At 42.6% G+C, this 17002-nt stretch carries 18 protein-coding genes and 2 pseudogenes; 4 read left to right on the top strand and 16 right to left on the bottom strand.

Annotated features, from left to right (window positions below; translation table 11 throughout):
* Together PRIP_RS16765 and PRIP_RS09085 are read right to left on the bottom strand one after the other, a co-directional pair.
* Nucleotides 1-115 (bottom strand): annotated as a pseudogene (locus tag PRIP_RS16765) (DUF1450 domain-containing protein); the annotation flags it as partial.
* Nucleotides 116-135: 20 nt separating this feature from the next.
* Nucleotides 136-459, bottom strand: a complete 324-nt coding sequence (locus PRIP_RS09085) for a YuzD family protein (RefSeq protein WP_036100904.1) — start codon at nt 457-459, stop codon at nt 136-138.
* 430 nt (nt 460-889) lie between these two features.
* Here PRIP_RS09085 and PRIP_RS09080 point away from each other — a divergent pair, with 430 nt between their 5' ends.
* On the top strand, nt 890-1114 hold the full coding sequence (locus PRIP_RS09080; RefSeq protein ID WP_036100913.1) for a NifU family protein: 225 nt from the start codon (nt 890-892) through the stop codon (nt 1112-1114).
* Nucleotides 1115-1180: 66 nt separating this feature from the next.
* Nucleotides 1181-1681, top strand: coding sequence for a phosphatidylglycerophosphatase A family protein (locus PRIP_RS09075; RefSeq protein ID WP_036087142.1), 501 nt, complete (start codon nt 1181-1183; stop codon nt 1679-1681).
* A gap of 22 nt (nt 1682-1703) precedes the next feature.
* Here the strand turns inward: PRIP_RS09075 and PRIP_RS09070 are convergent, their stop codons facing one another.
* The 4 genes and pseudogenes from PRIP_RS09070 to PRIP_RS09055 all read right to left on the bottom strand — a co-directional run bounded on the left by PRIP_RS09070 (nt 1704) and on the right by PRIP_RS09055 (nt 5470).
* Nucleotides 1704-3011, bottom strand: coding sequence for a hemolysin family protein (locus tag PRIP_RS09070; protein WP_036100903.1), 1308 nt, complete (start codon nt 3009-3011; stop codon nt 1704-1706).
* Nucleotides 3012-3044: 33 nt separating this feature from the next.
* The gene (locus PRIP_RS09065; protein ID WP_036100902.1) at nt 3045-3809 is read right to left on the bottom strand and encodes a TIGR01457 family HAD-type hydrolase; all 765 of its coding nucleotides are present in this window, start codon (nt 3807-3809) and stop codon (nt 3045-3047) included.
* A 16-nt stretch (nt 3810-3825) separates the two neighbouring features.
* Complete coding sequence (locus PRIP_RS09060) at nt 3826-4101, bottom strand: YutD family protein (RefSeq protein ID WP_036100901.1); 276 nt, start codon at nt 4099-4101, stop codon at nt 3826-3828.
* A pseudogene (locus tag PRIP_RS09055) lies at nt 4098-5470 on the bottom strand (bifunctional metallophosphatase/5'-nucleotidase). The gene PRIP_RS09060 and the pseudogene PRIP_RS09055 overlap by 4 nt, the downstream one beginning before the upstream one ends.
* Before the next feature lie 153 nt (nt 5471-5623).
* Between PRIP_RS09055 and PRIP_RS09050 the strand changes: the two are divergent.
* Both PRIP_RS09050 and PRIP_RS09045 read left to right on the top strand, forming a co-directional pair.
* Nucleotides 5624-6463, top strand: coding sequence for a sulfite exporter TauE/SafE family protein (locus tag PRIP_RS09050; protein WP_036100900.1), 840 nt, complete (start codon nt 5624-5626; stop codon nt 6461-6463).
* Nucleotides 6464-6841, top strand: coding sequence for a DUF1634 domain-containing protein (locus PRIP_RS09045; protein ID WP_036100899.1), 378 nt, complete (start codon nt 6464-6466; stop codon nt 6839-6841).
* 53 nt (nt 6842-6894) lie between these two features.
* Here the strand turns inward: PRIP_RS09045 and PRIP_RS09040 are convergent, their stop codons facing one another.
* The 10 genes from PRIP_RS09040 to sufD all read right to left on the bottom strand — a co-directional run bounded on the left by PRIP_RS09040 (nt 6895) and on the right by sufD (nt 16990).
* Nucleotides 6895-7245, bottom strand: a complete 351-nt coding sequence (locus PRIP_RS09040) for a type II toxin-antitoxin system RelE/ParE family toxin (RefSeq protein WP_036100898.1) — start codon at nt 7243-7245, stop codon at nt 6895-6897.
* Between the two features lie 4 nt (nt 7246-7249).
* The gene (locus tag PRIP_RS16990; protein WP_036100897.1) at nt 7250-7429 is read right to left on the bottom strand and encodes a hypothetical protein; all 180 of its coding nucleotides are present in this window, start codon (nt 7427-7429) and stop codon (nt 7250-7252) included.
* Between the two features lie 167 nt (nt 7430-7596).
* The gene (locus tag PRIP_RS09030) at nt 7597-8442 is read right to left on the bottom strand and encodes a DUF72 domain-containing protein (protein WP_036100896.1); all 846 of its coding nucleotides are present in this window, start codon (nt 8440-8442) and stop codon (nt 7597-7599) included.
* 17 nt (nt 8443-8459) lie between these two features.
* Nucleotides 8460-8864, bottom strand: coding sequence for a DUF6157 family protein (locus PRIP_RS09025; RefSeq protein ID WP_036100895.1), 405 nt, complete (start codon nt 8862-8864; stop codon nt 8460-8462).
* Nucleotides 8865-9067: 203 nt separating this feature from the next.
* A complete protein-coding gene (locus tag PRIP_RS09020) occupies nt 9068-11308 on the bottom strand; it encodes an ATP-binding cassette domain-containing protein (protein WP_036100894.1) in 2241 nt (746 codons plus the stop codon).
* Nucleotides 11309-11413: 105 nt separating this feature from the next.
* Entirely contained in the window at nt 11414-12505 is a 1092-nt protein-coding gene (gene uvrC / locus PRIP_RS09015; RefSeq protein ID WP_036100893.1) for an excinuclease ABC subunit UvrC, read from the bottom strand.
* A 110-nt stretch (nt 12506-12615) separates the two neighbouring features.
* Entirely contained in the window at nt 12616-14010 is a 1395-nt protein-coding gene (sufB, locus tag PRIP_RS09010) for a Fe-S cluster assembly protein SufB (RefSeq protein ID WP_036100892.1), read from the bottom strand.
* Nucleotides 14011-14030: 20 nt separating this feature from the next.
* Complete coding sequence (gene sufU / locus PRIP_RS09005) at nt 14031-14474, bottom strand: Fe-S cluster assembly sulfur transfer protein SufU (RefSeq protein ID WP_036100891.1); 444 nt, start codon at nt 14472-14474, stop codon at nt 14031-14033.
* Entirely contained in the window at nt 14471-15697 is a 1227-nt protein-coding gene (locus PRIP_RS09000; RefSeq protein ID WP_036100890.1) for a cysteine desulfurase, read from the bottom strand. Before PRIP_RS09000 ends, sufU begins: the two co-directional genes overlap by 4 nt.
* Nucleotides 15698-16990, bottom strand: coding sequence for a Fe-S cluster assembly protein SufD (sufD, locus tag PRIP_RS08995; RefSeq protein ID WP_036100889.1), 1293 nt, complete (start codon nt 16988-16990; stop codon nt 15698-15700). It lies immediately after the preceding gene.
* Between the last annotated feature and the right edge of the window lie 12 nt (nt 16991-17002).

Here is a 17002-nt window from a genome sequence, read left to right as displayed (position 1 = left end):
TACGTTAGACAATCATATTCAATCACTCTAGTTTCGGATCCGCATTTAAACGATTAAAAGCTTCCTCAGAACCAGACGCAATATTATTCACACAAAATTCCACAATAGGATTCATATTTTTTCCTCCTACTCCCATTACACAGCCTGATAACCGCGATCTGTCATCATCGCATAAATATCTTTCAAGCGTGGATTTCCTTCCGCAATGACTTCACCATCAATAACGATAACCGGATACATATAATCCTCATCCACAATCATATCCGCAATTTTTTTCAACTCCGCTTCTTCTTGTGGCGCAAAAATATCTACATACTCCACTTGAAATGGCTGATTAGGAAATTTACGCCCAATTGCAGCTCGGAGCCACTCCTCTGTTTCCTTAGAAGACGGTGCTCCAACACAGCTCGCACAAATATTAGATGATCCATACACAAAAATCTTTGCTTCTTTTTTCATCGCTCGCTCACCTCTTCTTTATTCTACAAAAATCAAACTATAAAAGCGAGTAAACCGGTTTCTTAATTGAATTATAAAACTATTTAGATATGTAACTCTTGACAGGCAATTCCGTCTATATTATACTTATCTATGGTTACTTTAATGCGTTTAAGTGATGCATTAATACAGCCAGCATTCGTTTGTTGCCGTGCTTAATCCACACGGTTAACATAATAGTAACACTCCCTTTTAGTCAGATTTACCCGTCTGACAGTATACTTGCCTCATTCCTTTCTGAGCCTTAGGAATGGGGCTTTATTTTATGCGTGACTACTTAGCTTTTTTCGCAATCACTATCATTTTCTTTTTCTCGAGATGCTGGTATAATAGGGGGTATAAGTGAGAATGATTCACAGTTAGAAAGGAGTCGAATGCCTTGAATAGCGAGATGTACGCGGAAGTGGATACTGCTCTTAAGAAGTTTCGACCATATTTAGAACGAGATGGCGGCGACTACGAACTGGTCGATGTCACGCCCGATGGTGTTGTAAAAATTCGATTATTAGGGGCTTGCGAAACGTGCCCAAGTTCAGATATGACGTTAAAAATGGGAATCGAACTTACTTTATCAGAGAAAGTTTTAGGTTTCAAAGAAGTAGTACAAGTATTTTAAAAAAACGCGGTACGGTGAACACTTGGCTTCATCTGCCGTTTTTTGTTGGATTAGGAGGAATGAAGGATGGTTGAAAAACAAAGTGAATTAGAGAAAAAAGCGCGCGAATGGTTAATTGAACGTGGGGTCACGATTGATGACATTGCGGATTTAGTGCTGTTTTTACAAAAGCAATATCATTCAGAATTGAGTCTTGATATTTGTCGAGAAAACGTGGAGCGTGTGTTGCGGAAGCGAGAAGTGCAAAATGCGATTTTGACAGGGATTCAATTGGATGTGTTGGCCGAAGAAGGCAAGTTAGTACAACCGTTGCAAAACATTATTGGTGCCGACGAAGGACTATATGGCGTTGATGAAATTTTGGCACTTTCGATTGTGAACGTGTACGGCTCCATCGGATTTACGAATTATGGTTATATTGATAAAGTGAAACCCGGTATTCTGGCTAAGTTGAACGAGCATGACGGTATACAAGTGCATACATTTCTTGATGATATCGTTGGGGCAATTGCCGCTGCGGCTGCCAGTCGTTTAGCACATAGTTACCACGATGATATTGTTCAATAATACGAAAACATCGCTCCCACGATTACGGTTGCGATGTTTCTTTTGTATTTTGATGTATAATTTCCACTTGGCGAATTGAATTCTTATTCATACTACGGACTACAAAACGCCAACTTCCCTCTTCTAAAAAATCGCCAGTTTCGAGGTTAAATTTTTGATAAAGAAGCCAACCAGAAAGCGTGTGCACTCCTGGACTGCTCAGCTCAATGCCAAGCACCTCCTCTACAGAAACGAGCGGTTCATGACCCAGAACGATAAAATGCCCGTCAGTGACCTTACGAATCCCCTGTGTCCCATTAGCCTCTTCCATATCTCCGACTATGACTTCCATAATATCCTCTAGCGTGACAAGCCCTGAAGTGCCACCATATTCATCCATTAAAATAACAAAACTCTGCCCTTCCTGCTGCATCCTAAAAAGCAACTCCTGCAATTTCATCCCTTCAAAAACCTGCATAATCGGCGTCATAAATTCCTCTATTGGCTGATTTAAAATCGCTAAATCGCGTCCTAGCCCCGCCATCACCGCACTAACTTGAAGCATCCCAACGATGTGATCCTTATCGCGCTCTTCCGTTACTGGAAAAATATGATACGTCTCATCTGCCGTCAATGCCAGTAAGTCCTGCACCGTGCTGGTCTTACTAATCGTCACCATCTTCGTTCGCGGAATCATCACTTCCTGCGCTGGAACATCGTCTAATTTGAAAATATTTTGCATATAGCGAAATTCTTGCGGATTTAGCAAACCTTGACGATAGCTATCTTCAAATATAATTTTAAGTTCCGTTGGCGTCATCCTGTCCAAATCCGTATCCGACTTCACACCAAACATCCGCGTAATCAAGTTCGCCGAATGATTGAGCAACCAATTAAGCGGGAAAGTTATGTAGTACCACCAAACAAGTGGACGCGCAATAAACATCGCTACTTTTTCCGTGCTATGAATAGTAAATGTTTTCGGAGCAAGCTCTCCTAGTACCACATTCAAAAACGTAACCAAAATAAAGGCAACAAAAACAGCAATCGGTCCCTCAATTGCTGCGGGAATCGGCAACAAATCAAATAAAGGCTGTAACCAACTCCGCATCGTCGCCTCACCGACCCACCCCATGGCAAGTGCAGCGAGCGTATTCCCGAGTTGGCACGCCGCCAAATAATCATTCATATTTGATGTTACTTGCGCCACATACTTGGCACCGGGTTTCCCGCTCTCCAGCAGCTGCAATACAGTAGGTTTCCGAATGGCTACGATTGCAAATTCACTCGCCACAAAAAACGCCGTCATTACAATCAAAAAAACAACAAAAAAATCATTAAATACAGCCATATACATCATTCCTCCCCATTCACAGCCAGTGCTTTATAGCTCCCATTCCGTCAAATTCATCACACGGTGTATCGGTTGAATTTCCTTCGTCGCCAATTGTTCCGGAGAAGTAAAACCAGTATGCACAATCAGCGTATCAATTCCAAAACGAATCCCCGCCAAAATGTCCGTCTCATAATTATCGCCAACCATAATCACTCGCGATTTATCCACACCTAAACGCGCAATCGCCTGCTCCATAATTATCGCTTCTGGCTTCCCAATAAAAATCGGTTGCACACCCGTAGCCACCGTCACGACAGACGTAATCGAGCCATTCCCAGGTAGCAAACCACGCTCCGTCGGAATTGCCGCATCCCCATTTGTCGAAATAAACATTGCTCCCGCACGAACAGCCATCGTTGCGGTTGCTAGCTTCTCATAGTTAATATCGCGATCAATTCCCATCACGACAAAATCCGGATTTTCAGAAGTAATCGTGAAGCCCGCTTTTTCAATCTCGTGCCGCACACCTTCCTCACCAATAAGAAATACCGTTTTATCACGACCCTCTTGTTTCTCCATGAAAGCTACTGTTGCTTGCGATGTTGTAAACACTTGATTCGTCGTCGCAGGAATATCGAATTTCCGCAAGGTTGCCGCTACTTGTTCCGGCGTCTTCGAAGAATTATTCGTTACATATAAATACGGAATATGCGCCTGATCCAATTTCTCAATAAACCCCTGTGCCTCTTTAATTGGCTCACTTCCAAGATACATCGTCCCATCTAAATCAATCAAATAGCCATCATATTTCAAAACCCTGACCTCTTTTCTACTTCGTTACTTTTTTAATCACAAAATACTTACACCCAAAATTGCAATACTCATACAAGTATTCCTTTAGCGTACTGATTTTCGTGTCGTATGTGGCTTTGCGATTATCATCATCAAAAAAACCTTTCAAGCGAAGCTGATCATAACCCCAATCACCTACAATATAATCATAACGCGACAAAATATCGCTATATCGTTCTGTAAAAGCCTCCTCATCAAAAGCTTCGCGGTTATCTTCAATTAATTCGTATGTCTGATTTTGAATCGTAATCATTTGTCTTGCCCCCCACCATATTTTTCTTTTAACTTCCACGTCATCACATCACGCAATAACTCTGGCGTAAATACTTCCTTTTTCGTTACCCGTTTTATAATTGGGAAAAACGGTGCATACACAAACGTATCATGCGTTGCAATCCGATAAATCTTCTCAGGATTAATCGCCTTCTCATCCCACAAAGCTATGTCATTATCCGCGTCAAAAGACATCCTAGACGTTAAAATAGCGCCAAAAATCTCCCCGCGAAAACCAAAGCCTCGTAATGGAATATCTCGTAACTCTGCCTCTTTCTGCGCAATTTCGCGAATCAGAACATCCAGCTCAATCCCCGTCATCGACAACACAATAAAATTAAGCGGATGCGGCAACAACTGGTGAATATCATACGCCGTCACAACACCGCGCGGCAAATCCGTCATATAAATACCTGCATTCGTCAAAAAAGTATCAGCTTTCGTCCACTCACAAGCCGCCTCGTGAAACAAGTCCGACACCGCAGAACGTTTAAACCAATTATGCTCTAATTGATGGGGAAGTGCAACCACTTTTTGACTAAGTTTGGCCTTGCCTTGTGCTAAAAAGGCTTCTATTTCAGCAGCCTCATTTGGAGGTGCCGGTAAATCCTCCGTCTTGTAAACTCGCGCCTGTTTTGTGGCAATATGCCCTGTGGTTTCATCGAATTCTATCATCACTTCACCAACATACTCACCCCAACGCCCAGCCGCTGCAAGCAATGTATTATTAATGACTTTGCCTTCTTCCAGTAGATGATGCGTATGTCCGCCAAGAATCAAATCAATCTCTGGAATTTCCGAGGCTATTTTTTCGTCCGTAGGTAAACCTAGATGGCTTAGCAAAATAATCACATCCGCTGAAATCCGAGCAACTTCCCGTTTTATCGCACGTATTGGTTCTTCAATTCCCCAACCAAGTGCTTCATAATATTCAGTAAAACATGCTGTAGCACCAATCACTGCAATTTTTTTATTAGCTTTTGTTATATAAATCGAGGACTTCGCGAACTTTGCTAGTTCCGTTTGCGCCTTATCTTCGTAAATATTACAACAAACAACCGGAAACCCTGCGCGATCATACAAATGCTCTAACTCATCATGCCCAGCGCCGCGCCCTCATTATTACCAATCGTCACCGCATCAAAAGGAAGCGCATTGAGCAAATCCACGTTTCCTTGTCCCATCGAGCCTTCCGTAAAAGGATGCACCCGATCAATAAAATCACCAATATCAAAAAATAAATCGTCTTTTGCCGCCAATCGCTTTTCCCGTAAAAATGTAAAAATCCGCGGCCATTTATCGAGATGGCTATGAATGTCGTTCGTATGCCAGATTGTTAAGCGTTCCATGGTAACATCCCCCTTCTTTGTCTTCTTCTATTGTAGCCTAATCCGTGCATTTTGACACGTAACAAAGCTGGGATTTGTTCACTGTTTACCTTTTCAACGGCTAAAAAAAAAGCGTATGATGAGAAGTATACGAAATAAAGGAGGGATAACTTCGTGGATATCTATCAAATTTTTGCGTTATTATTGATTGCTATTTTTGCAGGGATATTGGGTTCTGTTCTTGGATTAGGTGGGGGAATCATTGTAACGCCAGCACTTACCTTGCTTTTTGGCATTGATATCAAGTACGCGATTGGCGCAAGTATCATCTCTGTCATTGCAACAAGCAGCGGCTCAGCTATCGCATACATAAAAGATCGAATTACAAACCTGCGTGTCGGCATGTTTTTAGAAATTGCCACTACGCTCGGAGCAATTACAGGGGCTTTCGTCGGTGGACTACTCTCAGCCACAGCCCTCTACATGATTTTCGGTCTACTTCTACTTTATTCTGCAGTTACCATGATTAAAAAAGTCGGCTCAGAATTCCCAACAGACGTTAAACCCGACCCAATTGCTACAAAGCTAAGGTTACACGATTCCTATTACGACAAAGCACTTCGGAAAAACATCGACTATCAAGTTGCCAATGTCCCAGCTGGATTCGGCGTTATGTACGGCGCTGGTATTGCTAGTGGATTGCTCGGCATCGGCAGTGGCGCATTCAAAGTAATGGCACTTGACGTCTTCATGAAAATGCCACTAAAAGTGTCCAGCGCAACAAGCAATTTAATGATGGGCGTAACAGCAGCAGCCAGCGCCACGGTCTACCTGTTCAGAGGAGATATTGATCCAATGATTGCAGGCCCCGTCGCAATTGGCGTCTTAATTGGTGCAACACTAGGAACTCGCATTATGCAACGACTAAAAAGTAAAGTCATCCGTCTTGTGTTCATTCCAGTACTAATTTATGTTGCGTTGCAAATGATTTTAGAAGGATTGGGGTGGATATAGATGGTGGATAACAAATCAACGACAGACGAAGAAATGCACCGTGTCGAAGCCATTGTCAGTACCTTACTGCGCATCGGTGTCTTACTAAGCGCAGCAATTATTCTCATCGGCTTATTACTCCTTATGTTCACAGGAACAAGCGGATATCCAGGAACAACCTATCCAACAACACTCACCGCTATCTTTGACGGCATCGCCCAATTCAAACCATATGCGATTGTCATGTTTGGCCTGTTCTGCTTAATTCTAACACCAGTTCTACGCGTACTCGTATCCTTCGTCACCTTTTTAAAAGAAAAAGATTACTTGTACGTAGGTATTACCGCCATTGTGCTCATCATCTTAACAATCAGTTTCTTAATTGGAACAACAGGTTAACAAATAACAGTAGGTATTTTCCTCCTATTTCACGAGGAGAACCTACTGTTTTTTTAATCGTCATCAACATATTCCGCTACTGCTTCACGTATAAGCACCTCATAATTCCGCGCTTGTGCTAAAAGCCGATGCAAAATCACCTTCTCGGCGAACGCATCGACTTCATAAAAAATATAGTATGTGGAGCCCATCCGAACTCGTCGATACGCTCTTGTGTACTTGCTATCATCTAAAAGAACTCCCACTCCAGGAAATAAAGCGAGCTTCTCTTGTGCCCGGGTAAGCTTCTCCCACAATTTATTCTTCTGACTCTCACTACAATATTGATACTCTAAAAAATGAAAAACTTCTGCTACATCTTCTTGAAAAGCCATTGTCCATTCAATCTGTGGTGTGCTTCTCATAGGCTTATACTCGCTTAACGGCAGGCATTCCGAGCATCGCCCATCCATCGTTTGCAGACATCACACGTCCTTGTTGCTTATCTAATTCGGACTCTCGGAGCTTCTCCATTATTTCTGCTTCGTTTGTAACCGTAATTCTTTCTAGGCTTGGGGGAACGGGTAATGTTGTATTATTTCTTGTCATCTGAATCTCTCCTTCGTTCGTTTCTTTTCATTATAACACATTACGTATTTTTTTCAACTTTTAACACCAATAAAAACAAACTAAAAACCAATTTGTGTTATTCTATTTAAAAAGCTCTTAAAGAAATTAAAATAAGGGCAGAAAATCCTTTCCTACCCATCTAAAAATCATATATCAAACAAATTCATCTGCATCGGAGCTAATCCTTCATAGGAAATGTTCAATGCCTGCTGCAAATGTTTCGCATTGTCTGCAGCATCCCCACCAGAATTATTATTGAAAATCACGATAATTTCTTTGGACTGTTTTTGCAAGTAACGAATATTTTCCGCCCAGTAATTAATTTCTTCTTCATTATAGCGATACAAAGTTCGGACTTCGCGCCATTCTGGGCTGTTCGCTTTCATCCAACCAGCGCTATTTCTTCCATGTAGTCTAATTAACGTCATCGCATCATTCGTCGCTTTCAACACGATAGGGACACTTCCATTCCCGACTTGTGGCTCATCTACAACCGTATGAATGAATCCTAACTCCCGCAATAATTCAAGTGTTTTCGTCGTTGTATTTTCGGTATACCACGTTTTGTTACGAAATTCGATGGCTAGCGGTAAGTCTCCCATTTTTTCGCGAAGCATCCGCAAATAGTTCACATTTTCTTGGGTACAACCGAAATAAGGTGGAAACTGAAACAAAATAGCTTTTAGCCTGCCCTGCTCACTCATCGGCGCAATAGCATCCATAAAACGGCGATACATCTCGGTTTCTGAATCATAATATTGCTGCCATTCCTTATGTTTGGTCATCGCCTGAAAAGCCTTCACAACAAACGAAAACTCTTCTGGCGTCCGCTCTACCCAACGCTCCGTGGTCAAGGGAGAAGGAATTGCGTAAAAACTCGTATCCACCTCAACCATCGGAAAATTCCCCGCATAGTCCTCTAATTTGTGTTTACTAGCACTCGCATATAATGTATCATGGTCACTCCAACCCGTTAATCCGATTGTTATCATCAAAAATCGACTCCTCTCTATCTTTTAGATTTCATGGCACTCGTAATCGTTAAGTTTTTCTGATTGGCAAACTCTTGATATTCATCACTTTCCACCGCAACCAATTTCACATACCCGTCTTCATTAAAATGTAGTCCCCAACCATATTTTTTCCCAAGTGGCGAAGTCCGCATACACGCTTGACTCTTCGCAAAAAACGCCTCTTTTTCCGCCGCTCGTTCACTCTCTGGAATTTCTTTATGCCGCATGTGCGTCTCAAAAAGAACCTCTTCTTGCGTATATTTATAATCATTTCGATACAAAAGCTCAAATTGAATCTCACCTATCGTTTTTTTCGCTCGTTTTGTATTTGGAATTTCGCCATAATTCGCGGAGCTATCTTCTGCTACAAGAATAAATGTGTTACAGTAGTTTAAATTCATTTTTACACCTACTTTTAATTTTTAGAAATGAAGGCTGACAATGATTCTGGAAAACCGCGGTGTTGCAAGTAACGCGACACCTACCTTGAGTGGAAACGGTTGCTACACCACTATTATAACCCTTTCCCCAAAGTGAAGCACTTTACACGAATTATATAGTATAAAAAAACTTGAGAGCTCGCGTTAGCCCTCAAGTTCTTGCATTATATATACTGCGCTGTTAATGAAACCTTGTTTGCTTTTAGATCGGCTGGCGTTCCTTCAAAGAGGATTTGGCCGCCTTTACTTCCGCCTTCAGGGCCGAGATCGATAATCCAATCGGCGTTACGAATGATGTCCAAATTATGCTCGATGATGATAACTGTGTTTCCTTTGTCCACCAAACGGTTCATAATTTCAAGAATGTGCGTAATATCAGACATGTGTAGTCCTGTCGTCGGCTCGTCCATCACATAAATACTGCCCTTTTTATGCAACTCGTTTGCCAGCTTCAAGCGTTGGCATTCCCCGCCAGACAATGTATTTAGCGACTGGCCTAGCGCAATGTAGCCAAGACCCACGTCTTCCATCGCCTGCAGCTTCTTCGTAATTTTCTTATTTTCGAAAAAGGCCAAAGCTTCCGTAACATTCATTTCCAAAACATCACTAATCGACTTTTCATTTAACGTATATTGCAAAACTTCTTCTTGGAATCGCTTGCCTCCACAGGCTTCACACGGTGTTCGAATCGCTTCCATGAACGCTAAATCCATCGAAATCACGCCAAGCCCTTTACATTCTGGGCAAGCGCCTTTTGAATTATAACTAAACATCGATGGACTAACACCATTGGCATCCCCAAACAGTTTACGAACGGTGTCCATAATGCCTGTATATGTCGCCGAATTGGAGCGAACATTGGCATGTGCCGCCGACTGATCGATTACAATCGCATCTGGATTTTGTTTTAAGAAAACTTGATTAATTAGCGTACTTTTCCCAGAACCTGCAACACCAGTCACTACCGTCAAAATCCCTTCTGGAATCTCCACCCGAACGTCTTTCAAATTATGCAAAGAAGTATGCACCTCAGGCAGTTTTCCGCTTGCTTGGCGCACTTTGTCTTTTAGCTCGATTTTATTGTTCATATGATTTCCAGTTAGTGTATCAGACTTTAAAAGATTCTCAAATGAACCTTCAAACATGATTTCGCCGCCTTGTTTCCCAGCATGCGGGCCAACATCAACAATATGGTCAGCAATCTTAATCACGTCCGGATCATGCTCCACGACAATGACCGTATTTCCCTTGTCTCGCAACTTCTGCAAAAGTTCGTTCAAACGATGGACATCTCGCGGATGCAAGCCAACACTCGGCTCATCAAAAATATAGAGCAAATCTGTCAAACTACTCGTCAAATGGCGAACCATTTTCACACGTTGCGATTCCCCACCAGAAAGCGTCGTCGTCTCACGATCTAAGCTCACATAATCCAATCCGATATCCACGAGATGTTGCAAACGCTCCGCAATACTAGTAGTCATCGATTGCGCCTCTGCATCTTTAATCGCTTTCACAACCGGAATCAATTCATCAATTTGCATCGCCGTGTAATCCGCGATATTTTGACCATCAATTTTACAAGAAAGGGCTTGTTGTGACAGACGTGTTCCATCACAAGTCGGACAATGCACATCAGACGTAAACAAAGCTACTCGCTTCTTCGTCGATTCCGACATCTCCCCATCTTTATTAATATATAATCGATCAAACTTCTCCACCAAACCCTCATACGCCGTGTTCATCTGGCCCGTTGGCAGTTCCATCATAATCTTAATATCCTTTCCGTACAAAAACTTCTCCCACTCGTCTTCTGTATAATCCTCCAGCTTCTTATCATTATCAAAGAACCCTGACAACGCATACAGATTCCAATACCAAGAACCTACCGAAAAAGTCGGAAAAAGAATCGCACCTTCATTCAGTGACTTCGTTTTATCTACAACTTTATCCAAATCTAAAGCAATTTTGCGACCAACACCATGACAATCCGGACACATACCGCCTGGATCATTGAAAGAAAACAGGTTAGAGCCACCAATTTCAGGCTTGCCAATCCGTGAGAATAATAAGCGAATAATCGGATTAATATCTGTAATCGTTCCTAATGTCGAACGGGAATTTCCGCCAAGTCTTTTTTGATCGATAATTACTGATGTCGAAAGATTTTCAATTTTGTCTGCATCTGGCTGCCGATACTTTGGTAGAAAAGTTCGAATAAAGCTACTATATGTTTCATTCAGTTGTCTTTGTGATTCTGTGGCAATCGTGCCAAACACAATCGATGACTTACCAGAACCTGACACCCCTGTAAAGATTGTGATTTTGCGTTTTGGGATGCGTAATGAGACATTTTTCAAGTTATTTTCTCTTGCACCTACTAATTCGATGTATTCCTGTTCCATGAAACTCCTCCTTATTAGATACGTTTAGACCGATTTCTTTAAAAATCAGCCCAGCCCTGGATTATAGCCGACGATACTGCTGAAAGTCAAGCGAAATAAAATAGTCTAATCCTCTAGCTCATCCGCATAATCTAACATTTTAAAATGAGCCGCCAGCGCACTTTTCGCATTCTCGTGTACAAGTTCAAGCAACGCCTTCTTCTCGCCTTTTTTTGGCACCCGTACTTTAATACCGAGCGCATTCGCCAACAATTTCGTGTCCAGTTGCTCTGGGACAAGCAGTTCTTTTGGCAACAAATGGTTCGGGTGATGATAAAAAGCCAGTAAAAAGCTCTCAATCATATCGTTCACATCGCTCACAAACTCAAACACATTGGCGCTTCTACCAACTATCGCTCCATTCCGCACAAAGAAAACCTGAATCGCACAAAACTGCCCGCTTACTTCAAAATGGACAACATCACGATGCCCCGAATCACGCATAATCACTTTTTGCTTCTCCGTCACGCGATCTAACACATGCATCAGTTCATGCGTTTCTTTCGCACGCTCAAATTCCAGATTATCCATCTGTAGCTGCATCCGCTTTTCAAGATCGCGCTTCACCTCTTTCTGCCCACCATTCAAGAAACTGCTAATCCGCTTAATCTGCGCATCATACTCCTCTTTCGTCACATCACGTGCACAAGGACCAATACACATACCAAGATGATAGTAAAAACAAGGCCGCCCCTTCTTCCCCGAGCAATGACAAAGCGGATAAATCTTCTGCAAAAATTCCTGCGTTTCCGCGACAAGATAACGGCTAGCATACGGGCCAAAATAAAGCGCCCCATCCTTTTCAATATCTTTCGTCACTTCCAAATGCGGATTTTCTTCGTTTGTAATCTTCAAATACGAATAACGAATTTCATCTTTCAACATCACATTATACGGTGGCTGATACTTCATAATCAGCGTCATTTCAAGCAACAACGCCTCTTGTTCCGAATCCGTAATAATCAACTCATAATCATAAATATGACGAACTAAACGTGCCGTCTTTCCAACCTGCTTTTTGGTGAAATAAGACTTTACACGTTTTTTAAGATTTTTGGACTTGCCAATATATAAAATCTCGCCTTTTCTATCCCGGTAAATATAACATCCCGGCCGCTCTGGCAACGTTTTTAATTTCTGCTTCAGCTCAGTTTCCACAATCAAGCCCTCCAAAAAACATATGTTCGCTCTTTTATTTTAATCTCTACAACAAGATTTGTAAAGAAAAACAGGAACTCCAATAATAGGAATCCCTGTTTGATATTTAATTATCCAATAGAACCTTCCATCTCAAACTTAATCAAGCGGTTCATTTCTACTGCATATTCCATTGGTAATTCTTTTGTAAATGGCTCAATGAAGCCCATAACGATCATTTCTGTCGCTTCTTCTTCACTAACTCCACGGCTCATCAAGTAGAACAACTGCTCTTCGGATACTTTCGAAACTTTTGCTTCATGCTCTAATGAGATGTCGCTATTTAAAATTTCGTTGTATGGAATAGTATCAGATGTCGACGCGTTGTCCATAATTAGCGTGTCACACTCAATGTTCGAGCGCGATCCTGCTGAATTACGGCCAAAGTGCACGATACCCCGATAGGTTACGTTACCGCCTTGTTTGGAAATCGATTTCGAAACGATGGTAGACGACGTATTTGGCGCTAAGTGAAGCATTTTTGCTCCGGCGTCTTGGCGTTGTCCTTTACCAGCAATCGCGATGGATAGTGTCATACCACGAGCACCTTCCCCACGCAAATGAACGGCTGGGTATTTCATCGTTAATTTCGAGCCGATATTTCCGTCAATCCATTCCATTGTCGCATTTTCATCACAAAAAGTACGTTTTGTCACGAGATTGTAGACGTTGTTTGCCCAGTTTTGAATCGTTGTGTAACGGCAATAAGCATCGCGTTTAACAATGATTTCAACAACTGCTGAGTGAAGCGAGTTCGTCGTGTAAACCGGCGCTGTACAGCCTTCTACGTAGTTTACACTGCCGCCTTCGTCAACTATGATTAGCGTACGCTCGAATTGCCCCATGTTCTCGGAGTTAATGCGGAAGTAAGCCTGAAGCGGCGTATCCACTTTGATTCCTTTTGGAACGTAAATGAAGGAACCGCCAGACCATACTGCTGAGTTTAGCGCTGCGAATTTGTTATCACTTGGCGGGATAACTTTTGAAAAATATTCGCGGAACAAGTCTTCGTTTTCTTTTAAAGCCGAGTCTGTATCTTTAAAAACAATTCCCATATCTTCTAGGTCTTGTTTCATGTTGTGATACACGACCTCGGATTCGTACTGCGCGGAAGCACCTGCTAAATATTTCTGCTCTGCTTCAGGAATTCCTAGTTTATCAAACGTACGCTTGATTTCATCAGGAACCTCATCCCAATCACGAACGGTGTGATCTGAAGGCTTCACGTAATAGCGAATGTCTTCAAATTTCAGTTCGGACAGGTCGCCACCCCATTGTGGCATCGGCATTTTGTAAAATTGTTCTAAAGACTTCAAACGGAAATCTAACATCCATTCTGGTTCTTCTTTAATGCCGGAAATTTCTCTTACTATATCTTCTGTTAGGCCGCGTTCTGTACGGAAAACAGATGTATCTTTATCGTGAAAACCATACTGGTATTCGCCAATTTCTGGAATTTCAGTCATTATTCATTCCTCCTTAAAACTTATTTCGATCCTTCGAATTCAAAAATCGCGCGCTCCATTGCTTTCCAAGAAAGTGTGGCGCATTTGATTCGGGCTGGAAATTTAGCAACACCAGCTAATGCCTCGACATCGCCATTTTCATCCACGATATCGTGTTCGTGACCTTGTACCATTTCGGAAAAATCACGCGACATTTTGAGTGCCTCTTTTTCAGATTTGCCAATAATGCTTTCAGTCATCATCGAAGCACTGGCCATCGAAATTGAGCATCCGCTACCTGTAAATTTTGCATCGGTAATCATTTGATTTTCCATTTTAAGATGGAGATGAATTTCGTCACCGCATGTTGGGTTATTCAGGTCAATCGTCACACTTTCGTCGTCTAATGTGCCGTTGTTACGCGGGTTTTTGTAATGATCCATTATGACTTGGCGATACAATTGGTCTAATTTGCGACTACTCATAATCCGAAATACTCCTTTGTTAGCTTGAGGCCTTCTATAAATTGGTCTACCTCTTGCTTTGTATTATAGACGTAAAAACTAACGCGCGCTGTTGAAGAAACATCTAGCCATTTCATTAGCGGTTGCGCACAGTGATGTCCTGCACGAATAGCTACGCCTTCCTCATCCAAAACGGTCGCAATGTCATGCGGATGCGCGCCTTCTAAGTTAAACGTAATCAATCCGCAACGCTTAGCTGCATCAAGCGGGCCATATATCGTAATGCCATCTAACTTCTGCATCTCATCCAACGCATACGCCGTCAAAACTTGCTCATGTGCATGTACCGCATCCAAACCAAGCGACTCCAAATAGTCTACCGCAGCGCCTAAACCAATCGCTCCCGCAATATTCGGCGTCCCCGCTTCGAATTTCCACGGCAACGGCTTCCAAGTCGAATCGTACAGTTCCACAAAATCAATCATTTCCCCGCCAAATTCGCTAGGTTCCATCGCATCAAGCACTTCACGTTTCCCGTACAACACACCAATTCCCGTCGGAGCCATCATCTTATGCCCCGAAAACGCATAAAAATCAGCATCTAGCGCAACGACGTCAACCTTCATGTGAGGCACAGCCTGCGCACCGTCCACAAGAATCACCGCGCCTACCGCATGCGCCAAGTCCGCAATCTCGCGAACCGGTGCAATCGAGCCAATGACGTTTGACACGTGGGCAATCGCCACAATCTTCGTTTTGGCATTGATAACTTTGCGCGCAGCTTCCACCGTAATCGTCGCGTCCGCATCCAAATCGATATACACCAACTTGGCTCCCGTCCGCTTCGCTAGTTGTTGCCACGGAATCAAATTACTATGATGTTCCAAATGAGAAATCACAATCTCATCGCCAGGTTCTAAGTTCGCCGTACCGTAACTATTTGCCACGATATTAATCGCCGTCGTCGTCCCCCGCGTAAAAATAACTTCCGCCGTCTCGCGTGCCCCAATAAAGCGAGCAACCTTCTCACGGCTTCCTTCATAAGCATCCGTCGCACGAGCCGCCAATGTATGCACGCCCCGATGAACATTTGCATTATCCCATTCATAATATTTCATGACAGCATCCAAGACCTGCTTCGGCTTTTGGGAAGTAGCCGCATTATCCAGATAAGCTAGCGGTTTTTCATTGACCTCTTGCTTTAAAATTGGAAAATCAGCTTGCAATTTTGGTGTATCAATCATTTAGCGCACTTTCCCTTCGATAACTTCTTTTAGTTGAAGTTTCACGCTTTCGATTGGTAGTTGGCGCACAACTGGGTCTAAGAAACCGTGAATAACAAGGCGTTCAGCTTCTTCTTTAGAAACCCCGCGACTCATCAAGTAAAACAATTGCAGCGGATCAACACGACCAACAGACGCCGCATGTCCTGCTACTACATCGTTCTCGTCAATCAAAAGAATTGGGTTCGCATCCCCACGCGCTTTTGGACTAAGCATTAACACACGAGATTCTTGTTGCGCATCCGATTTCGACGCACCGTGCTTAATATGCCCGATACCGTTAAAAATCGTTGTTGCGCTATCTTTCATAACACCGTGTGACAAAATCGTACCTAAAGAAGCTAAACCATAATGCGTCACGCGCGTCGTAATATTTTGCGTTTGTTTGCCACGACCAACCGTCACTGTTTTAACATCACTTACAGAGCCATTACCCATCAAGTTCGTCGTATTCTCATTAATCGTGTCGCCATCATTCATCAAACCAAGCGCCCACTCCAAACGGCTGTCGTTGCCAACATGTCCGCGACGGTTCACATAAGCTACCGCACCGCTTCCTAAGTTGTCCACCGCACCGAATTTAATTTGCGCATTATTTTCTGCGATAACTTCCGCCACAATGTTCACAATGCCTTTATTATCTGCATCAAGCGTCACGTAGTTTTCCACGTAAGTCACCGCGCTATTATCATCCGCCACGATTAACACATGATTCACCAATGGAGACGCCGCGTTTTTATGAGCAAACACAGCTTGCACTGGCTCTTTTATTTCTACATTCTTCGGAACATATAAGAAAAGCCCACCGTTTACAAGCGCCGTATGAAAAGCAGTTAAGCGACTTTCATCCACTTTCACCGCTTCTTTCATGAAATACTTCTGAACCAAGTCAGGATGCTTCACAGCCGCCGTAATAATATCTGTAAAAATTACACCCGCATCGATTAACTCTTGGCTTAAGTGAAGTCGTGCAGGGCGATTATCAATTTGAACATACACATTCGCATCTTCATTAATTAACGCTTGCACACTCTCTGGTAGTGTTTCATTCGTCACACCAGTTTGAAATGCTTCATACTTCTCAAACTTCGTGAAATTCCAACGATCAATTTTCGTTTTATCTACAAATGGCAAAGCTAATTCTGAAGCTTGTTGCCATGCGTTTATCCGTAACTCTGTTAACCAGCTGGGCTCACCTAAATCGCCCGAAAAAGCACGGATAAAATCATCTTTTACAGCTAAATTTTCTGTCATGATTTAATTCCT

Origin of the sequence: Paenilisteria riparia FSL S10-1204 (assembly GCF_000525995.1) — a bacterium.
GTDB classification, from domain to species: Bacteria; Bacillota; Bacilli; order Lactobacillales; family Listeriaceae; genus Listeria_A; species Listeria_A riparia.
The sequence above is the reverse complement of the archived record's forward strand: the minus strand, read 5'-3'. Positions and strand labels throughout refer to the sequence as shown.

Excerpts from the sequence above, each read along its gene's own strand:
- PRIP_RS09085 (WP_036100904.1), bottom strand. The coding sequence starts at position 459 with ATGAAAAAAGAAGCAAAGATTTTTGTGTATGGATCATCTAATATTTGT.
- PRIP_RS09080 (WP_036100913.1), top strand. The coding sequence starts at position 890 with ATGTACGCGGAAGTGGATACTGCTCTTAAGAAGTTTCGACCATATTTA.
- PRIP_RS09075 (WP_036087142.1), top strand. The coding sequence starts at position 1,181 with ATGGTTGAAAAACAAAGTGAATTAGAGAAAAAAGCGCGCGAATGGTTA.
- PRIP_RS09070 (WP_036100903.1), bottom strand. The coding sequence starts at position 3,011 with ATGGCTGTATTTAATGATTTTTTTGTTGTTTTTTTGATTGTAATGACG.
- PRIP_RS09060 (WP_036100901.1), bottom strand. The coding sequence starts at position 4,101 with ATGATTACGATTCAAAATCAGACATACGAATTAATTGAAGATAACCGC.
- PRIP_RS09045 (WP_036100899.1), top strand. The coding sequence starts at position 6,464 with ATGGTGGATAACAAATCAACGACAGACGAAGAAATGCACCGTGTCGAA.
- PRIP_RS09040 (WP_036100898.1), bottom strand. The coding sequence starts at position 7,245 with ATGAGAAGCACACCACAGATTGAATGGACAATGGCTTTTCAAGAAGAT.
- PRIP_RS16990 (WP_036100897.1), bottom strand. The coding sequence starts at position 7,429 with ATGACAAGAAATAATACAACATTACCCGTTCCCCCAAGCCTAGAAAGA.
- PRIP_RS09030 (WP_036100896.1), bottom strand. The coding sequence starts at position 8,442 with ATGATAACAATCGGATTAACGGGTTGGAGTGACCATGATACATTATAT.
- PRIP_RS09025 (WP_036100895.1), bottom strand. The coding sequence starts at position 8,864 with ATGAATTTAAACTACTGTAACACATTTATTCTTGTAGCAGAAGATAGC.
- PRIP_RS09020 (WP_036100894.1), bottom strand. The coding sequence starts at position 11,308 with ATGGAACAGGAATACATCGAATTAGTAGGTGCAAGAGAAAATAACTTG.
- sufB (WP_036100892.1), bottom strand. The coding sequence starts at position 14,010 with ATGACTGAAATTCCAGAAATTGGCGAATACCAGTATGGTTTTCACGAT.
- sufU (WP_036100891.1), bottom strand. The coding sequence starts at position 14,474 with ATGAGTAGTCGCAAATTAGACCAATTGTATCGCCAAGTCATAATGGAT.
- PRIP_RS09000 (WP_036100890.1), bottom strand. The coding sequence starts at position 15,697 with ATGATTGATACACCAAAATTGCAAGCTGATTTTCCAATTTTAAAGCAA.
- sufD (WP_036100889.1), bottom strand. The coding sequence starts at position 16,990 with ATGACAGAAAATTTAGCTGTAAAAGATGATTTTATCCGTGCTTTTTCG.